Origin of the sequence: Streptomyces sp. NPDC001985, assembly GCF_040296845.1 — a bacterium.
Taxonomy (GTDB): Bacteria; Actinomycetota; Actinomycetes; order Streptomycetales; family Streptomycetaceae; genus Streptomyces.
In genome coordinates this window covers 21,596-37,884 of the sequence record NZ_JBEOYB010000071.1, presented here as the reverse complement: position 1 = coordinate 37,884, position 16,289 = coordinate 21,596, and the positions used below count along the sequence as shown (strand labels likewise).

Genomic DNA, 16,289 nt, shown 5'->3' with positions numbered 1-16,289 from the left:
AGACGTGTTCTAGTCTTTACTGCTGTTCTGGGGGAGTTGGAGGACGGACCCTGTGCGACAGGACCCCGCACGGTGCGGGCCACGGTCGGGGGCCGGCCCCCCAACCCCCGCGCCTCAAACGCCGGCGGGGCTGGAATTCGTGCCTCAGCCCGCCGGAGAGGCTGGGGATGCGGCTCACATTCCGGCGAGGCTGAGGTGGTGCGGCTCAAAGACCAGCGAGGCCGGGTTTGCCCAGGCCCCTGGGAAGCGCTGGGTGGATGGACCGCACGCGCTGGACCAGCCGGGTTTGCCCAAGGCCCCGGAAGCGCTGGGTGGATGGACCCCGCACGCCGGACCAGCCGGGTTTGCCCAAGGCCCCGGAAGCGCTGGGTGGATGGACCCCGCACGCCGGACCAGCCGGGTTTGCCCAAGGCCCCGGAACCACCCCGGGCAGGGCGGGTGGAGGGTGGCACCCAGGCCACCGCGAGGGCCGGGTTCGCCGGGGCCGCACGGAACAGAGCGGGGGGCTGTGGATCAGGCCCCCCGCGGGGGTCAGCTCTTCTCGAAGCGGAAGCCGACCCCGCGGACCGTCGCGATGTAGCGGGGGTTCGCCGCGTCGTCGCCGAGTTTCTTGCGGAGCCAGGAGATGTGCATGTCGAGGGTCTTGGTGGACGACCACCACGTCGTGTCCCAGACCTCCCGCATCAGCTGATCGCGGGTGACCACGCGGCCCGCGTCCCGCACCAGGACCCGCAGCAGGTCGAACTCCTTCGCGGTCAGCTGGAGCTCCTCCTCCCCCATCCAGGCCCGGTGCGACTCCACGTCGATCCGCACCCCGTGCGTCGCCGGGGCCGGGGCCGGCTCGGTCGCGCCGCGGCGGAGGAGGGCGCGCACCCGGGCCAGCAGCTCCGCCAGGCGGAAGGGCTTGGTCACGTAGTCGTCCGCCCCGGCGTCGAGCCCGACGACGGTGTCGACCTCGTCGGCGCGGGCCGTCAGCACCAGGATCGGCACCGTGTGGCCCTCGGCGCGGAGTCTCCTCGCGACCTCCAGGCCGTCCATCCCCGGCAGGCCGAGATCCAGCACCACCAGATCGACACCGCCCGCGAGCCCCGCGTCGAGCGCGGCCGGGCCGTCCTCCCGCACCTCGACCTCGTACCCCTCCCGGCGCAGTGCGCGGGCCAGCGGCTCGGAGATGGAAGCGTCGTCCTCGGCGAGCAGTACACGGGTCATGGAGTGATGGTAGTCCGCGGGACGTTCACACCGGGGCATGATCCACAACCCCTGTAAGTCGTGGGTTCGATCATGACTACGACCTTCGATTAGGGGCATACGGTTCCACGGCCACCTGTGATCCGTGTCTCAAGTCCTTCCTTATCCGACACTGTCATGTCGTATGGTGTCGAGTACGCCTGTAGCACTACACGGAGACCTTTGGCCTGCCGCGCAACAAGCCAGCAGTCGGCAGCGGTGGCGAGCCAAGGGTCTCTTCTGTGCGCGGGTCCGGAGATACCGGGCCCGCAGACAGTGAATGACCTGTGGGCCGGGCCCCGGGCGCAAAGTCGCCCCCGGGGTGTGGATCCCGTTGCGGACTTGTCCTCCCGCCTCCGGCCGTGCCGGAGCGAACCTCCCGGGCGTGGGGTGGGGCAGTTCCCGTACCGGTGCCGGTCACCCCCACCGGGCGCGTCCCGCTCACCGAAGCAGCGCGTCCCGACAGCAAGGAACGTCCATGGCGTCAAGCCTGACGAAGGACTCGGCCGGCTCCGCCGCCGCCGAGAAGACCTTCTTCGGCCACCCCCGCGGCCTGGCCAATCTGTTCATGACCGAGATGTGGGAGCGGTACAGCTTCTACGGAATGCGGGCTCTGCTCGTGCTCTACCTGGCCACGAATGTGGCCGACGGTGGACTCGGCATGAAGGACGCGACAGCGGTCGCGATCTACTCCGTCTACAACGCCATGGTCTACCTGCTCGCCCTCCCGGGCGGCTGGCTGGGCGACCGGGTGTGGGGCGCGCGCAAGGCGACGGCCATCGCCGGCGTGATCATCATGACCGGCCACTTCCTGCTGGCCGTCCCCGCCAGTGTCTCGTTCTTCATCGGCCTGGCGTTCATCGCCGCGGGATCGGGCCTGCTCAAGGCCAATATCTCAACGATGGTCGGCCAGCTCTACACCGACAAGAACGACCCCCGCCGCGACGGCGGCTTCACGATCTTCTACATGGGCATCAACCTCGGTGCCTTCTTCGCCCCGCTCACCATCGGCTGGGTGGGTCAGAAGGTCGACTGGCACCTCGGCTTCGCGATGGCCGGTGTCGGTATGGCGATCGGTCTGGTCTTCTACTTCCTGGGCTTCCGCAATCTGAGCGAGGAGTCCCGGGTCGTGCCCTCGCCGCTGACCGCCGAGGAGCGCTCCGCGCTCGTCCGGAAGGCGCTGATCTGGCTGGGCGTCGCGGTCGCCGCGTACGCGGTCGTCGGTCTCTCGGGCGCGTTCACCGTCGACTGGGTGCTGTGGCCGCTGACCATCCTCGGTCTGCTGCTGCCGACGTGGTACCTGTTCCGCATCAGGCGGGACAAGGACCTGTCGACGCTGGAGCGGGCCCGGATGTCGGGGTACATCTGGTTCTTCGTCGCCGCCGCCGCGTTCTGGGCGATCTACGACCAGACCGGTTCGGTGCTCTCGCTCTTCGCGAAGAACGACACCGAGCCCACGCTCTTCGGCTTCGAGTTCCCGACGACCTGGTTCCAGTCCCTGAACCCGCTCTTCGTGATGGCGCTCGCGCCGGTCTTCGCGATGCTGTGGGTGGCGCTCTTCAAGCGCGACAGGGAGCCGAGCACGCTCTCCAAGTTCGCCCTGGCGCTGGTGCTGGTCGGCGGCTCGTTCGGCGTGATGATGGTGGCGCAGGGCCTCGCGGCCGGCGATGCCAAGGTCTCCCCGATGTGGCTGGTCACGGTCTACTTCATGCAGACCGTCGGTGAGCTGTGCCTCTCCCCGGTCGGCCTGTCGCTGACCACCAAGCTCGCCCCGCAGAAGTACGCCGCCCAGATGATGGGCGTCTGGTTCCTCGCGCTGACCGCGGGCAACTCGGTGATCGCGCTGCTCCAGCTCCTCGGCGCGCCGACCGACACCCAGGGCTGGTTCGCCAGCCAGGGTGTGATCGCCGCCCTCGCGGGTGTCGCGATCTTCATGATGCGCCGGAAGGTGAAGCCGCTCCTCGGCGGAGTGAACTGACGGCTCCACGAGCCCGAGGCCACCGAGGCCGGCGAGGGCCCGCCGCACCGGTTCCGTACCGGTGCGGCGGGCCCTTCTCCCTGCGTGCGGCCGTACGGTCAGCACCCCGGTCTCCCGGGGGCGGACCTCGGCGGGGCCGCCCCCGGGGCGCCCGGAGCGGGGCGGGCGGGGGTCCGGGGGCGCACCCGGTCGACGGCGGCCATGCCGATACGGAACAGGGCCGCCGGTACGACCACGGCGAGCAGCACCCAGAACGCGGTGACCCCCCAGGGCCTGGGCACCTCCCAGGGCCGCGACACGAGCGTCCGGCCGCCGTACCGCACCGAGACGGCGTAGTCGCCGTGGGCTCCCGCCGACAGCTCCACCGGCAGGGCGACCAGGGCTCTGCGGCCGGGCTGGATCGTGCCGCGCCAGCGCCGCTCCTCCCACCGGGGCGCGTAGACGCCGTGCGCGGTGCCGATCCGGAAGACGGGGTCCCGCACGGGGGTGGTGCCGAGGTTGCCGACGGTGAGGACGAGCCGCCGGGCGGGCGGGGCGCCGAAGAGGACCAGGACGCCGGAGTCGCCTTCGAGGCGGGCGGCGGTCAGCACGGCGAGCTTTCCGTCCGGGGGGCGCGGGAGCGGCGCGGTGGGGTGGCCGGTGACGGTGAGGGGGGCGTCCGCCGCGGCCCGGTCGGCGGTGACGGCCGCCGCGTGGACGACGCAGGGGCAGGGCCGGGGAGGCACGGCGACGGGGAGCTTTCCGCTGAAGCCGCCCGCGCTGTCGGTGGTGACCGTGCGGCCCTGGGCGTTGGCGCAGCTGTTGGTTCCGCCGATCATGTTCTGTCCGCAGATGAGCAGGGTGAGCAGGGCCCGGGGCCGCCATCCGCCGCCGCTGACGGTGATCTCCTCGCCCTCGGCGGCCCGCTCGGCGGAGAGCCGGACCGAGGGCGGGCTCTCCGCCGCCGGGGCGGGCCCCGCGCAGGCCACCAGGAGCAGCAGGGCGCACAGGCAGAGCAGGACGGGGGGACCCAGGGGGGCGGGCGGACGCGGGGGCGCCCCCGGGAGGCGGAGGCGGGGACGGAGGCGGAGGCGGGGCGCCCTCATCGTCAGCCCGTGGTCCGCCGGCCGCCGCGCCTGGTCAGCCAGAGCACTCCGGCGGCCCCGGAGAGCAGCACGGTGCCGCCGAGCGTGCCGAGCGCGACCGCGGAGTCCAGCGGGCCGGTCCGGGGCAGCTCGTCGGAGCCCGTACCGCCGGAGCCGGAGCCGTCCGAACCCGTACCGCCCGAATCCGTACCGCCCGAATCGCTGCCGCCGGAGCCGGAGCCGTCCGACCCGCCCGAACCCGAGCCGGTCACCGTCAGCTCCAGCGACGGCTTCGGGCTGTTCTGGGGCGTGCAGGTCGTGGTCGTGCCGAGCGCCTTGATCGTCAGCACCCCGGCCGTGAACGTGACCTTCCCGCTCTTCCCCGGGGTGTACGTCCCGGAGAGATCGCTGATCTTGATGGCGGTGTTGGCGGGGATCGCCTCGGCGTTCGCCGGCCCGGACACCGCGACCGTGCCCGAATCCGCGCCCCCCAGGCTGATCTTCGCGCTGGGACTCATCGCCCCCTTGCCCAGCTCCACCGGGCTGGAGGAGACACCCTTCCGGAAGGACATCGTCAGCTGGTACGAGCTGCCGCTCTTCACGGCCCGGATGTCGATCGGCGAGACCGCGGTCTTCACCCCGATCGGGGTCTGGCACCTGTAGTCGACATCGACGACGGTGGCGTGCGCGGCCGGGGCGGCGGTCAGCACCACCGGGCCCGTCACCGCCGCCGCGAGCAGGAGAGCCGTCCGTTTCCGGTATCTCACCTCAGAGCCCCCTCAGGCCGGAGATCATCGCTTGCCGTCCGAAGCCTCCGCCCGGGATTACTGACGTGGCATCAGATGGGCGCTCAAGGTACGCCGGGAGACCTGGAGAGGGAAGACGGAGAGCGCGCCTAGTCGGCGCGTCCGGGGGTCCTCCCCCCGGACGCGCCGCCCCGGGGGGAGGACCCCCGGAAAGGGGCACGGAGGGGGCACGGAGGCGTACGGAAAAGGGGCGGGCGCGGCCCCGCACGGCCGCGCCCGCCCCCGTACAAGGGGTAACGGGCCCTATCCGGGCGCCGCCAGCTCCGCCCACACGGTCTTTCCGGGCTCGTCCGGCACCCGGATGACACCCCAGTCGAGGCAGAGCCGCTCGACGATGAACATGCCGTGGCCACCGGGCCGCCCCGCGCGGTGCGGGGTGCGGGGCGCGGGCTGGCCCGCGCCCCGGTCGGTGACCTCCAGGCGCAGCACCTTGTTCTCGCAGCGCACGGTCAGTTCCTCGGGGCCCTCGGCGTGCAGACAGGCGTTGGTGACCAGTTCGGAGACGACCAGCAGGACATCCTCGGCCGCGGCTCTGCGGTCGGCGGTGGCCGCGGGCAGCCAGCCCCAGTCGTACAGCGCCTGGCGGGTGAAGTCACGGGCGAGGGGGACGATGCCGCTGGCGCTGCCCAGGGCAATGCGCCGCACCGCCCCTCCGGACACACCGGAGGGAGCGTCCGCGACGACATCGTCCGGCTCGGGGCCGAGGTCGCCCGGCTGCTGCGGCCGGGTGGTGCTCATCAGCGCTTCACCTCACCGATCCACCAGTTCGCCATCCATGTACACAACGCCGCCGCACTGCCGTCCCTGCCATCCGTCCGGCACTGCCGCCTCCCGATTCACCACGCGCACCGCTCCCCCGCGCCCGTACATCAGAGTGCCGGACCTCCGGCCCTCCGCACGGGCTCATGGCAGTTCTCCTGCCCTGGCATGGGGTGACAACACTCACTACGCCCCCAGCGGAAAATCTCACCCGTCCCGGAAGCCCCGGAAGTCTCCCGGACCGGGCCCCGGCCGTCAGCCCGCGAGGGCCTCGTCCAGGGAGTCGTGGACGGTGAAGACCGCCTCGGCCCCGGTGATCTCCAGCACCCGCGCCACCACCGGCAGCATCCCGGCCAGATGGACGCCGCCTCCGGCGGCCTCCGCCTTCAGCCGGGCGGCCAGCAGGACGTTGAGTCCGGTCGAGTCGCAGAACTCCAGTGCGGAGCAGTCGACCACCAGCCGGGAACGACCTTGCGCGAGCGCCTCCTCCAGGGGGGTGCTCAGCAATTCGGCGGTGTGGAAATCCAGTTCACCCGCCGGTTTCAGCACTTCACTGCGGCCCTCGGTCCGAACCTCGACCTGAAGCCGGCCACGATTCGCGCTGCCGACCGTTGCGCGGTCCATGCCCGTCCCTCTTCACCGTCTCGTACATCCGCTGTGACATTTCCGGTCACGGCACGCACGGGGTGACCAATTCTGTCGCCATGTGCCCTGGTGGCCCTGGGGCCTCAACCGTGACTTCCGGCGAACATTACGCCTTCCCCGGGGCGACAGGCCAGCGGAACTCCCTCACCAAAGCCCTATATAGGATAAATGCCACTTGCAACCAATCGCCGATACCAGGTAGGGCTGGTGGAGAACAGACAGAACACGCCAACCACACGACCGGCTCTGGAGGCGCCGCTCACCGCAGCGCGCACACATGGCACCGGCTGCCGCACGCCGAGAACGATGGAGGAGACCCATGTCACCCCGGCTGGACCCCGCCCCCGCCGCCCACGCCGCCACCGTCACCGTCACCGCCGCGTCCCCCGTTTCACTCCCGGGCCCGGAGACTCTCGCCGAGTCCCCCGACGATCCCTTCGACGAAGCCCTTGAGCCCCTTCCCGCGATCCCGCCCTTCGCGGAGATCGGCGCGCTGGACGCCCGGGCCCTCTCGAAGACCCTCTTCGCCCGGCTGGAGCTGCTGGAGGAGGGCACCCACGACCACGCGTACGTCCGCAACACCCTCGTGGAACTCAACCTCGCGCTGGTCAAGTTCGCCGCCGCCCGGTTCCGGGCCCGCAGCGAGCCGATGGACGACATCATCCAGGTCGGCACCATCGGTCTGATCAAGGCGATCGACCGCTTCGAACTCAGCCGCGGCGTGGAGTTCCCCACCTTCGCCATGCCGACGATCATCGGCGAGATCAAGCGCTTCTTCCGGGACACCAGCTGGTCGGTGCGGGTGCCGCGCAGACTCCAGGAGCTCCGGCTCGAACTGGCCAGGGCCACGGACGAGCTGTCCCAGCGGCTGGACCGCGCCCCCACCGTCACCGAGCTGGCCGGGCATCTGGGTATCGCCGAGGACGAGGTCGTCGAGGGGATGGCCGCGAGCAACGCCTACACCGCGGGCTCGCTGGACGCCCGCCCCGAGGGCGACGACGGCGACTCCGAGGGGACCCTCGCCGACCGGATCGGCTACGAGGACCACGGCATCGAGGGCATCGAGTACATCGAGTCCCTCAAGCCGCTGATCGCGGGCCTCGCCCCACGGGACCGTAAAATTCTCTCCCTCCGTTTCGTGGCCGGCCTCACCCAGTCGGAGATCGGCGAGGAGCTGGGAATCTCCCAGATGCATGTCTCCCGGCTGCTCTCCCGCACCCTGGCCAAGCTGCGGAAAGGGCTCACCGTCGAGGAGTGAGCCGGCAGTGAGCGCCGGGCCGCGCGGCCGTCCGGGACAGGGCCCCTTTCCGCCACGGAGGGGGCCTTTCCGCTTGGTTGGCGGGCCGGGCGGGCCGGGCCGCATTGAGCGCGGGGCCCGCGGGAGGACAAAATGGTGCGCGGGGAGGGCTGCCCACCCGCGCGCACGGCACGAGAAGAGCGGTGCGCCGGCCTAGGGGCAGAGAACGCGTGTACATACCGTCGTGCCGAACGGGGCTCCGACAAGACCCGTGCCACCAGCGCCCGCAGGGCCGGGCCGGTGGCTGACACCATCCGGCTGCGCGGGCCGGCGGCCCCGGAGCCGGGGCCTGAGCGGAGGACGACGACCACCGGAGCCGCAGGAGCCACTGGAGGTGCCGGAGCCACCGGACGTGAGGCGGGGCCGGGGCCGGGGTCCGCGAGCGGGCCGGGCCCCGGGCCGCGGCGGGCCGGGACCGAGGTGACCGGCGCGGAGGCGGACGGCCCCGAGGGCGGGGCCGACTGCGGTGCCGGGGCCGAGGGCGCCAGTGGCGACTCCATGTTCCGCAACGCCTATGCCCTGATGCTCTCCACCGGTGTCTCGGCCGCGCTGGGCCTCGGCTTCTGGCTGGTCGCCGCCCGCTACTACACCAAGGAGTCCGTCGGCGAGGGCTCCGCCGCCATCGCCGCCATGCGGCTGCTCGCCTCCATCACCGCGACCACGATGATCGGCGCGGTGGTGCGCTATGTGCCCCGCGCCGGGCGCGCCACCGGTCCCCTGGTGTGGCGGACCTATCTGTTCAGCTCCCTCGTGGTGGCCCTGGCCTCCACCGTCTTCCTGCTCACCCTCGATCTGTGGGGCTCCTCCTACGAGCCGCTCGACGGGCTCTGGCCGGGGCTGTTCTTCATCGCCGCCTGTATCGGCTGGGCGCTGCTGACCCTCCAGGACGGCGTCCTCACCGGGCTGCGCAAGGCCGTCTGGGTGCCGGTGGGCAACGCCGTCTTCTCCGTCGGCAAACTGGTGCTCCTCGCGGCCTTCGCGACCACCCTGCCCGTGCTCGGCATCTTCGTCTCCTGGGCCGCGGCCATGGCGCTCTCCGTGCTGCCGCTGGCCTGGCTGATCTTCCGCAGGCTCATCCCCCGGCAGGCCGCCGCCGACCGGGACCGCGAACCGCCGGGGATGCGGGAGATCGGCCGCTTCCTCGCCGGGGACTCGGCCGGCTCGCTCTTCTCGCTGGCGATGATCAATCTGCTGCCGGTGATGGTCGCGGTCCGCTTCGACGCGGCCCACAACGGCTTCTTCTACATCGCCTACACCGTGGGCGGCACGATGGAGTTCATGGCCATCAACATGGCCTCCTCGCTCACCGCGCACGCCTCGCACAGCCCGGAGACCCTGGCCGCCGGGGTGCACGGGGCGCTGCGCCGGATGGCGGTGCTGCTGGTGCCGGTGGTGCTGGTGCTGGTGATCTTCGCGCCGCAGATCCTGGCGCCGTTCGGCCCGGAGTACGCCGAGAACGGCACCACCGTGCTGCGGCTGCTGGCCGCCGCCGCGCTGCCGCGCGTGGTGGTCGAGCTGTACATCGGGGTGCTGCGCGTCCAGGGCCGTACGGGGATGCTCGCCGCGCTCCAGAGCACGATGTGCGCCCTGGTGCTGGGCAGCGCCGCGCTGCTGCTGGGCCCGGCCGGGATCGCGGGCGCGGGCTGGGCGATGCTCGGCTCGATGACGCTGGTGGCCCTCGTCTCCGCGCCCGGGCTGCGCTCGGCGCTCTCCAGCCGCGAACCGAGGCCGTCCCGGGTGGCCGCCCTCTTCCACCGGAGCCCCGGGAAGAAGACCGAGTACGGCACCGACTGGGCCCGCAGGGCCGCCGAGCGGCGGGAGCGGGAGCAGGTCAGGGCCCGGGAGTACGCCGAGGAGTACGGCGAGGACTGGGCGCGGCACACCGCGTATCTGCGCGGCGCGCACAACGACACCGCCACCCCGGCCTTCGGCATCCCGGTCTATCTCGCGGCCCGCCCCGAACCGGTGCCGGAACCCCTGCCGGGACAGGGGCAGGGACAGGGGCAGGGGCAGGGACAGGGACAGGGACAGGCCGACGCGGCCTTCGAGAACCGGCTGGCGCTCATCCTGTGGCTGCTGCTCGGCATCTCCGTGACGCTGTTCTGGGTGCCGCTGCTGTACGCCCCGGACATCGCCTTCGACCGGCTGTCGGGCACCGGGCTGATCCGGGCGCTGCCGCCAGTCACCGTCACGGCGGGGGTGCTGCTGATCGTGGTGCACTGCGCGGCCCTGTCGCTGCTGCGCCCGCGCACCGGGCTGCTGGGCACGGGCACCCTGGTCACCTTCGCCGCGCTGCACGCCTCCCCGGCGGCGCTCGGCTGGGAACCGGAGCCGGTGGACGGCGCGTGGTACGGCACACTGGCCCGGTTCCTGGCCTCCGCCGGAGGGCTGGACGGCACCGAGCCGCTGCTGCGCTGGCTGCCGGCGCTCTGTCAGCTGCTCGCCCTGGTCGCGGCCCTCGCGATCGGCCGGGCCTCGGGGCTTCCGGTCGCGGCGCAGTGGGGTGCACTCTGGCTGCTCGCGGTGTGCGGCTGGGCCTTCCAGCGGTCACTGGCGCCGGTCGCGCTGCCGCTGCAACTGGCCCTCACCTGCGCCGCGCTCGCCATCATCTGGATACGCATCGCGCGGACGCGCAAGGCGCGCACCGCGCCGTCGAGGAACTGAGCCACCTGGGGTGAAGCGTGCAACAACCAGCCATCGAGACCGGGAGACCCCTGGCGCTCCCCGAAGCGGGGAGCGCCGACGGGCACCGGGAGGACCGGCCGGGCCCGGGCGGCCCTCCCGGGGGCGGCTCCGGTCCCTCCGGGGTGCGTGACCTCTTCGCCGACCCGGCGCGGCGGCGCGGCTTTCTGCTGCTCGCCGCGCCGCTGGCCGCCGCGCTCGTCCTGTGGGCGGTCGCGGTGGCGCTCACCGATGTCTCCGATCTGACCGACTACGGCCTGTTCGCCGAACTGCCGGCGGTCTACTGGATCGGTCTGGTGACCCTGACCGCCGGGTTCTGGATCTGTGTCCGGGACCCGGCGCGCGGCAACTGGTGGTCCTTCGCCTACACCGCGGGTCTGCTGGTGATGCTGCGGGCGACCGCCGCCGCCGTCTATCCCACGCCGCTCTACGCCTGGGCCTGGAAGCACGACGCGGTCATCGAGCATCTGCTGACCGCGGGCCGGCTCCAGCGCGGTGCGGAGCTGGGCGACATGGCGGTGTACGACCAGTGGCCCGGCTTCTTCGCGGCGCAGGCCGCGCTGGTGCGGCTGACGGGGGCGGAGAACGCGCTGGCGTTCATGGCCTGGTGGCCGCTGTTCTCCTCACTGCTGCTGCTCGCGCCGCTGCTGCTGATCTACCGCACCTTCACCCAGGACCGGCGGCTGATCTGGACCGCTGTCTGGCTGTTCTCCGTCGGCAACTGGGTGGGACAGGACTACTTCTCGCCCCAGTCGCTGGCCTTCGCGCTCTATCTGGGGGTCATCGCGGTGGCCCTGCGGCGCGCCGAGCGCCCGGCCCCCGGCCGGCGCTCCCGGCAGGTGGTGTGGACCGTGCTGCTGATACCGCTGATCGCCGCGATCGTCATCGCGCACCAGCTCACACCGGTGATGCTCGCGGTGGGGCTCGCCGCGCTCTGTCTGATGCGGCGCTACCGCGACTGGACGCTGCTGATCGCGCTGCTCCTGGTCTTCCTGGCCTGGAACCTGACCGCGTCGCTGCCGTTCCTCAGGGAAGCGGTCCCCGACATGATCAGCAACTTCGGCAAGGTCGCCGACAATCTGGAGACCGGGTACGGCGCGACACCGACCGGCACCGGGGCGCTGGTGGTCTCCTGGACGGCGCGACTGCTGTCGGCGGGTGTGGTGCTGCTCGCCGTGATCGGGGTGCTGCGCGGCGGCAGGCCGCTGCGCCGGCGGGCCCGGCCGCTGCTGCTGCTCGCCGGGGTGCCGCTGCTGATGGCGGTCGCCAATGACTACGGCAGCGAAATGATCTTCCGGGTGCTGATGTTCATGCTGCCCGCGCTCTGCTTCTTCGCCGCCGCCGCGCTGATCCCGCAGGCCCGCGCGGAGGCGGCCGGGCGGGGGTCCCGGCGGGCGGCGAAGCAGGCCCCGGGGCCGATGCGCCTCCTGGTGCCCGTGGTGGTGCTGACCGTGCTGACCGCGCTCTTCGTGCCCAGCTACTCGGGCAAGGACCGGCTGAGCTACTTCCCGCCCGAGGAGGTCGAGCTCGTCCAGCGCCTCTTCGACCAGGCGCCGGACGACTCCCTGGTGGTCGCGGCGCACCGCAACTACCCGCTCGCCTACGAGGAGTACTGGCGCGTGGGGCACTACTGGTTCCTGGACGACGCCAAGACCCATGTGGACAAGATCCTCAAGAACCCGGCGGACCGGCTCGCCCGGGACATGGCCGGGGTGAAGGCGCCCGCGCGCGGGTATCTCCTGCTCACCCGGGGACAGATCGCCAACTCGGAGATGAACGGCATGCTCAGGGCCGCGCAACTGCGGCACATCGAGCGGTCGGTGGCGGATTCGCCGCTCTTCGAGGAGGTGGCCCGCAACAGCGCGGGGGTGGTCTTCCGGCTGAAGCGGCAGCCCGGCCCGGCAGGCTCCACCCCCGGCAAGGACTCCGCCTCCGGCAAGGACTCGGCCTCCGGCTCCGGCTCCGGCAAGGACTCCGCCTCCGGCAAGGACTCGGCCTCCGGCTCCGGCGACAGTCCCGACACCAGCTCCGACGGCTCATCGGAAAGAAGCTCATGACCCCCGACCGCCGTGCGCTCGTCCTCCGCGCGCTGCCGCCCGCCGCCGGCTGGCTGGCCATCGCCGCCACCGCCCTGCCCGACGCCTCGCCGCCGCGCGTGCTGCCCGTCGTCCTCTTCCTGCTGCTGGGGCCGGGGGCGGCGTTCCTGCGGCTCTGCGGTCCCGCACTCAGCCGGCACCGCGCGGTCGGGCCGGAGGAGAGCGGGGACAGCGGCTTCGAACGGGACTCCCTCCGGATCGAGCGCCTGGTGCTGATGGTGCTGCTGAGCCTGAGCGCCACCGTCATCGTCGCCACGGCGCTGATCGCCGCCGGGGCGTTCAGCGGGCTGCGGGTGCTGGCGCTGCTCACCCTGCTGGCGATGCTCGCCGCCTGCTGCCCGGAGCTGTCGTCGGGCGGCAGGCACCGGGCGGCCCAGGCCCCGGCCCCGGCCGCTCCCGCCGACCGGGCGGAGGGCTCGGCGCCATGACGGAAGGACCCCGCCGTCGCCCCGCCCGGCGCAGGACCTGGCTCCTGGCGCTGGCCACCGCCGGAGCGCTCCTCGTGGGCGCGGGCGCCGTCGCCGTCCAGCGTTCCGCCGGGGACGGGGACGGCACGGCCGCCCGCCCCGCCCCGGCGGCCGACTGCCGGCCGACCAGGCTGCTGGAGCCCCGGTGCGGCGCCTGGTTCGGCGCGTACGTCCGGCACCAGAAGCACGACCTGGAGGAGAAGGTCCTCGCGTACGAGAAGCGCGCCGGACGGCGGCTGGACATCGTCTACGCGTACCACGACATGTCCACCGGCGGAGTGGAGGGCACCCTGCTCAGCGAGCAGGAGCAGCGGGTGGGGCGGGAGCGGATGCTGCTGCTGTCCTGGGAGAGCAAGTGGTGGGGCGGGAGCGGGGAGCAGCAGCCCCGGTGGACGCAGATCTCCTCGGGCGCGCTGGACCGGACCGTCATCGATGTCCAGGCCGAGCGGATCAAGCGGTACGGGAAGCCGCTCTTCCTCTCCTTCGACCTGGAGATGGACAACCGGGTGCCCGAGGACGGCACCCCGGCCGAGTTCGTCGCCGCCCACCGGCACATCCACGACCGGTTCCGGAAGCTGGGCGTGACCAATGTGGTCTGGGTCTGGAACATCACCGGGTACGAGGGCAACAACAAGCTCTTCCGGCAGCTGTACCCGGGCGACGCGTATGTCGACTGGATCGGCTACAACCAGTACAACTACTACCGCTGCCACGACGCCGCGTGGATGAGCTTCGAGGAGACCCAGCGGGCGTCCCACGCGTGGATCAGGAAGAACATCTCCGACGAGAAGCCCCTGATGCTCGCGGAGTTCGGCACCGCCGACGACCCGGAGCGCCCCGAGCGGCAGGCCGGCTGGTACCGCGAGGTGCCCCGGGTGGTGAAGTCGCTGGACGGGGTCCGGGCCGCGCTCCAGTGGAACTGGCGCGACGAGGGGCCCGGCTGCGATCTCTCCCTGGCCCGGGACACGTCCTGGGACAGCCTGCGCACGGCGGTCTCGGACCCGTACTTCCACCAGCCGCGCCCCTGAGTCCACCCGGGGCACGGCGGCGGGCGGCGGGCGGGGTCAGCCGGCGAAGGTGTGGCCCCGGACGGCCGCCCGGCCCCGCCGGTACCACCGCCAGCCGACCGTGCGCAGCGAGTCGCCGGGAGGGGCGGGGCGCGCGCCCCGCCCCTCCATCCACGCCTCGACGTCCGCGACGGTGTGGGTGCACCGCACGATGAGCCGGGAGATGCGGTAGGTCTCGTCCCGCTGGGAGCTGAGCGCGTGCCGGACCGCCACCGCCGAGGCGTACCCCTCCCGGAGCGCCGCCCCGCGCACCTTCCGGCTGTTGTAGCCGTGCGGATAGGCGAGATGGGCCACCTCGTGCCCCAGGAGCTGCTCCAGGGCGTCCTTGGGCTCGCGCAGCTCGCGGCGGAGGGCCGCGGCCGGGAGGGTGTCCAGCTGGGCGTGGGTCACCGTGTGCGTGCCGACCTCCATGCCGTACTGCTCGAGCAGCCGCACCTCCGAGAGCGTCATCATCGGCGCCGGGGGCAGCAGGCTGCGCAGCCCCGGGGTGATCGCCCCCGTGGTCAGATACGCGGTCGCGGGCAGCTCGCGCTCGGCCAGCTCCTCGGCGGTGTGGCCCGGGAGGTCGGCGAACCCGTCGTCGAAGGTGAGCACCACCGGGCGCGCGGGCAGCGGCGCGGTGCCCGTGAGCCCGGCGATGAGCGCGCCGATGGTGATGGGGGTGCGCCCGCTGGCCACCACCGCGTCGAGCTGGGCGACGAACTCCTTGGGCGCGACGGTGAACTCGGCGATCCAGTCCGGTGGGTCGTCCATGACGGCGTGGTAGAGCAGTACGGGGATGTGGGGCGACGTCGCCACCGTGCCGTCACTCATGTCCGGGCCTCTTGTTCTCAACAGCCGTGCCACGGCGGCCGGATTCCCCGGACGCGGCGGCGCGCTCTGACATATCCGACGGGTCCGGCCAGCATGCCCCGGCGCTCCAGCCGGGAGAGCTGCCGCGGCCAGGCGTGGCCCTGTGCTCCATGGGCGCCGGGGACGGCCGCCTCGGCGGTGTCGCGGTGGGCGGTGATGGTCCGGGCGTGGGCCAGGCCCCGGGGGAGCTTCCGCAGCAGGGCGGGGATCAGGGCGGGGCGGCGGACCAGGAGGGCGGTGAGGTACGCGGTGAGCCCGGCCCCGTATCCGTACGCCTGGTTGGTGAGGTCCCGCCAGGTCTCGCGGTGGTGGTGCCAGACCAGGGCCTCGGGGGTGTAGCACAGCCGGTGGCCGGCGGCGAGCACGCTGACGAAGGCGTAGAGGTCGTCGCCGCCGCGCGCGGGGGTGCCGGTGCCGGTGGCGGGGTCGAAGCCGCCCGCGGCGCGCAGGGCCGCCGCCCGGAAGGCCATGTTGGCGCCGGAGCCGAAGCTTCCGGCGGTGAAGGGGAAGAGCGGTTCGTCGGCGGGCGGGGCGGCCGGGTCCCAGGTCCTGGGCGCGAAGCCCTTGGCGAAGCCGCCGTGGCTCTCCAGCAGGATCTGGGCGGGGGTGCCGAGCCGGGCGGGCAGGATCAGTCCCGTCGTACAGCCCAGGCCGGGGTCGGCGGCGAAGGGGGCGGTGAGCGCGGTGAGCCAGTGCGGGTCGGCGATCACATCGTCGTCGGTGAAGGCGATGACCTCGCCGGCGGCGACGGCGACGCCCCGGTTGTGGGCGATGGCGAGCCCGGGGACCTCCTCCCGGACATAGCGGACCCGGTCCCGGTAGGCGCCGGAGACGAGGTCCTCGGTGCCGGTGGTGAGAGGGGCGTTGTCGACGACGACGATCTCGAAGCCGGGGTGGTCCTGGGCGAGCAGGGAGTCGAGCGCCCGGGCGAGCTGCTCGGGGCGCTCACGGGTGGCGATCACCACGGAGACCGTGGGCGCGGGCTCCCGGGGGTCGGTGGGGTCGGTGGCTATGCCATCGGCGTGGCCACCGGCGTGGTCATCACGGACGGGGTGAGCCGGGGTGCGGGCCAGCAGGGCGCGGGCCTCGGCGGCCACGGCGTCGGCGGGGTTCTTGCCGGGCGGGACGCGGCAGACGACGGTGGCGGCGGGCCGCCCGCGCAGCCTCACCAGGGCGTAGACATCGCCGCCGGCGATCTCGGGGCCGGTGCCGGGCGAGGGCCCGACCCCCCCGAACCCGATGACGGCGCCCTCCGGGCCGTCCAGATCGAGCTGGGCGACCTGGAGGGGCGCCGGGCTGGGTGGGTTGTCCATGGTCATATTCCTCGCGTGTGTGAGCGCCGAGCCGCC

At 72.7% G+C, this 16,289-nt stretch carries 13 protein-coding genes; 6 read left to right on the top strand and 7 right to left on the bottom strand.

Annotated elements, in window-relative coordinates; translation table 11 throughout:
• Window positions 1-531: 531 nt before the first annotated feature.
• Window positions 532-1,209 (bottom strand): response regulator transcription factor, encoded by a 678-nt coding sequence (locus ABT122_RS26810; RefSeq protein WP_347730218.1) that lies wholly within the window; start codon window positions 1,207-1,209, stop codon window positions 532-534.
• 496 nt (window positions 1,210-1,705) lie between these two features.
• On the opposite strand from ABT122_RS26810, the gene ABT122_RS26805 reads away from it, so the two are divergent.
• Entirely contained in the window at window positions 1,706-3,205 is a 1,500-nt protein-coding gene (locus ABT122_RS26805) for a peptide MFS transporter (protein ID WP_351557401.1), read from the top strand.
• Between the two features lie 98 nt (window positions 3,206-3,303).
• Here ABT122_RS26805 and ABT122_RS26800 read toward each other — a convergent pair whose 3' ends face one another.
• From ABT122_RS26800 to ABT122_RS26785, 4 genes are all read right to left on the bottom strand, one after another.
• On the bottom strand, window positions 3,304-4,290 hold the full coding sequence (locus ABT122_RS26800) for a neocarzinostatin apoprotein domain-containing protein (RefSeq protein WP_351557399.1): 987 nt from the start codon (window positions 4,288-4,290) through the stop codon (window positions 3,304-3,306).
• A 2-nt stretch (window positions 4,291-4,292) separates the two neighbouring features.
• Entirely contained in the window at window positions 4,293-5,036 is a 744-nt protein-coding gene (locus tag ABT122_RS26795; protein WP_351557397.1) for a peptidase, read from the bottom strand.
• Between the two features lie 282 nt (window positions 5,037-5,318).
• Entirely contained in the window at window positions 5,319-5,813 is a 495-nt protein-coding gene (locus ABT122_RS26790; RefSeq protein ID WP_351557395.1) for an ATP-binding protein, read from the bottom strand.
• 276 nt (window positions 5,814-6,089) lie between these two features.
• Window positions 6,090-6,458, bottom strand: coding sequence for an STAS domain-containing protein (locus ABT122_RS26785; RefSeq protein ID WP_351557392.1), 369 nt, complete (start codon window positions 6,456-6,458; stop codon window positions 6,090-6,092).
• 340 nt (window positions 6,459-6,798) lie between these two features.
• Between ABT122_RS26785 and ABT122_RS26780 the strand changes: the two genes are divergently transcribed.
• The 5 genes from ABT122_RS26780 to ABT122_RS26760 all read left to right on the top strand — a co-directional run bounded on the left by ABT122_RS26780 (window position 6,799) and on the right by ABT122_RS26760 (window position 14,049).
• On the top strand, window positions 6,799-7,737 hold the full coding sequence (locus ABT122_RS26780; protein WP_351557389.1) for an RNA polymerase sigma factor SigF: 939 nt from the start codon (window positions 6,799-6,801) through the stop codon (window positions 7,735-7,737).
• Between the two features lie 459 nt (window positions 7,738-8,196).
• Window positions 8,197-10,440, top strand: coding sequence for a lipopolysaccharide biosynthesis protein (locus tag ABT122_RS26775; RefSeq protein ID WP_351557386.1), 2,244 nt, complete (start codon window positions 8,197-8,199; stop codon window positions 10,438-10,440).
• Between the two features lie 17 nt (window positions 10,441-10,457).
• Complete coding sequence (locus ABT122_RS26770; protein ID WP_351557383.1) at window positions 10,458-12,515, top strand: glycosyltransferase; 2,058 nt, start codon at window positions 10,458-10,460, stop codon at window positions 12,513-12,515.
• Entirely contained in the window at window positions 12,512-12,982 is a 471-nt protein-coding gene (locus ABT122_RS26765) for a hypothetical protein (RefSeq protein ID WP_351557380.1), read from the top strand. The genes ABT122_RS26770 and ABT122_RS26765 overlap by 4 nt, the downstream gene beginning before the upstream one ends.
• Window positions 12,979-14,049: a glycosyl hydrolase gene (locus tag ABT122_RS26760; RefSeq protein WP_351557377.1), complete on the top strand. Its 1,071-nt coding sequence runs from the start codon at window positions 12,979-12,981 to the stop codon at window positions 14,047-14,049. The genes ABT122_RS26765 and ABT122_RS26760 overlap by 4 nt, the downstream gene beginning before the upstream one ends.
• A 36-nt stretch (window positions 14,050-14,085) precedes the next feature.
• Here ABT122_RS26760 and ABT122_RS26755 read toward each other — a convergent pair whose 3' ends face one another.
• Both ABT122_RS26755 and ABT122_RS26750 read right to left on the bottom strand, forming a co-directional pair.
• Window positions 14,086-14,901, bottom strand: coding sequence for a polysaccharide deacetylase family protein (locus tag ABT122_RS26755; RefSeq protein ID WP_351557374.1), 816 nt, complete (start codon window positions 14,899-14,901; stop codon window positions 14,086-14,088).
• A gap of 17 nt (window positions 14,902-14,918) precedes the next feature.
• Window positions 14,919-16,253, bottom strand: coding sequence for a glycosyltransferase family 2 protein (locus ABT122_RS26750; protein ID WP_351557371.1), 1,335 nt, complete (start codon window positions 16,251-16,253; stop codon window positions 14,919-14,921).
• Window positions 16,254-16,289: the final 36 nt, after the last annotated feature.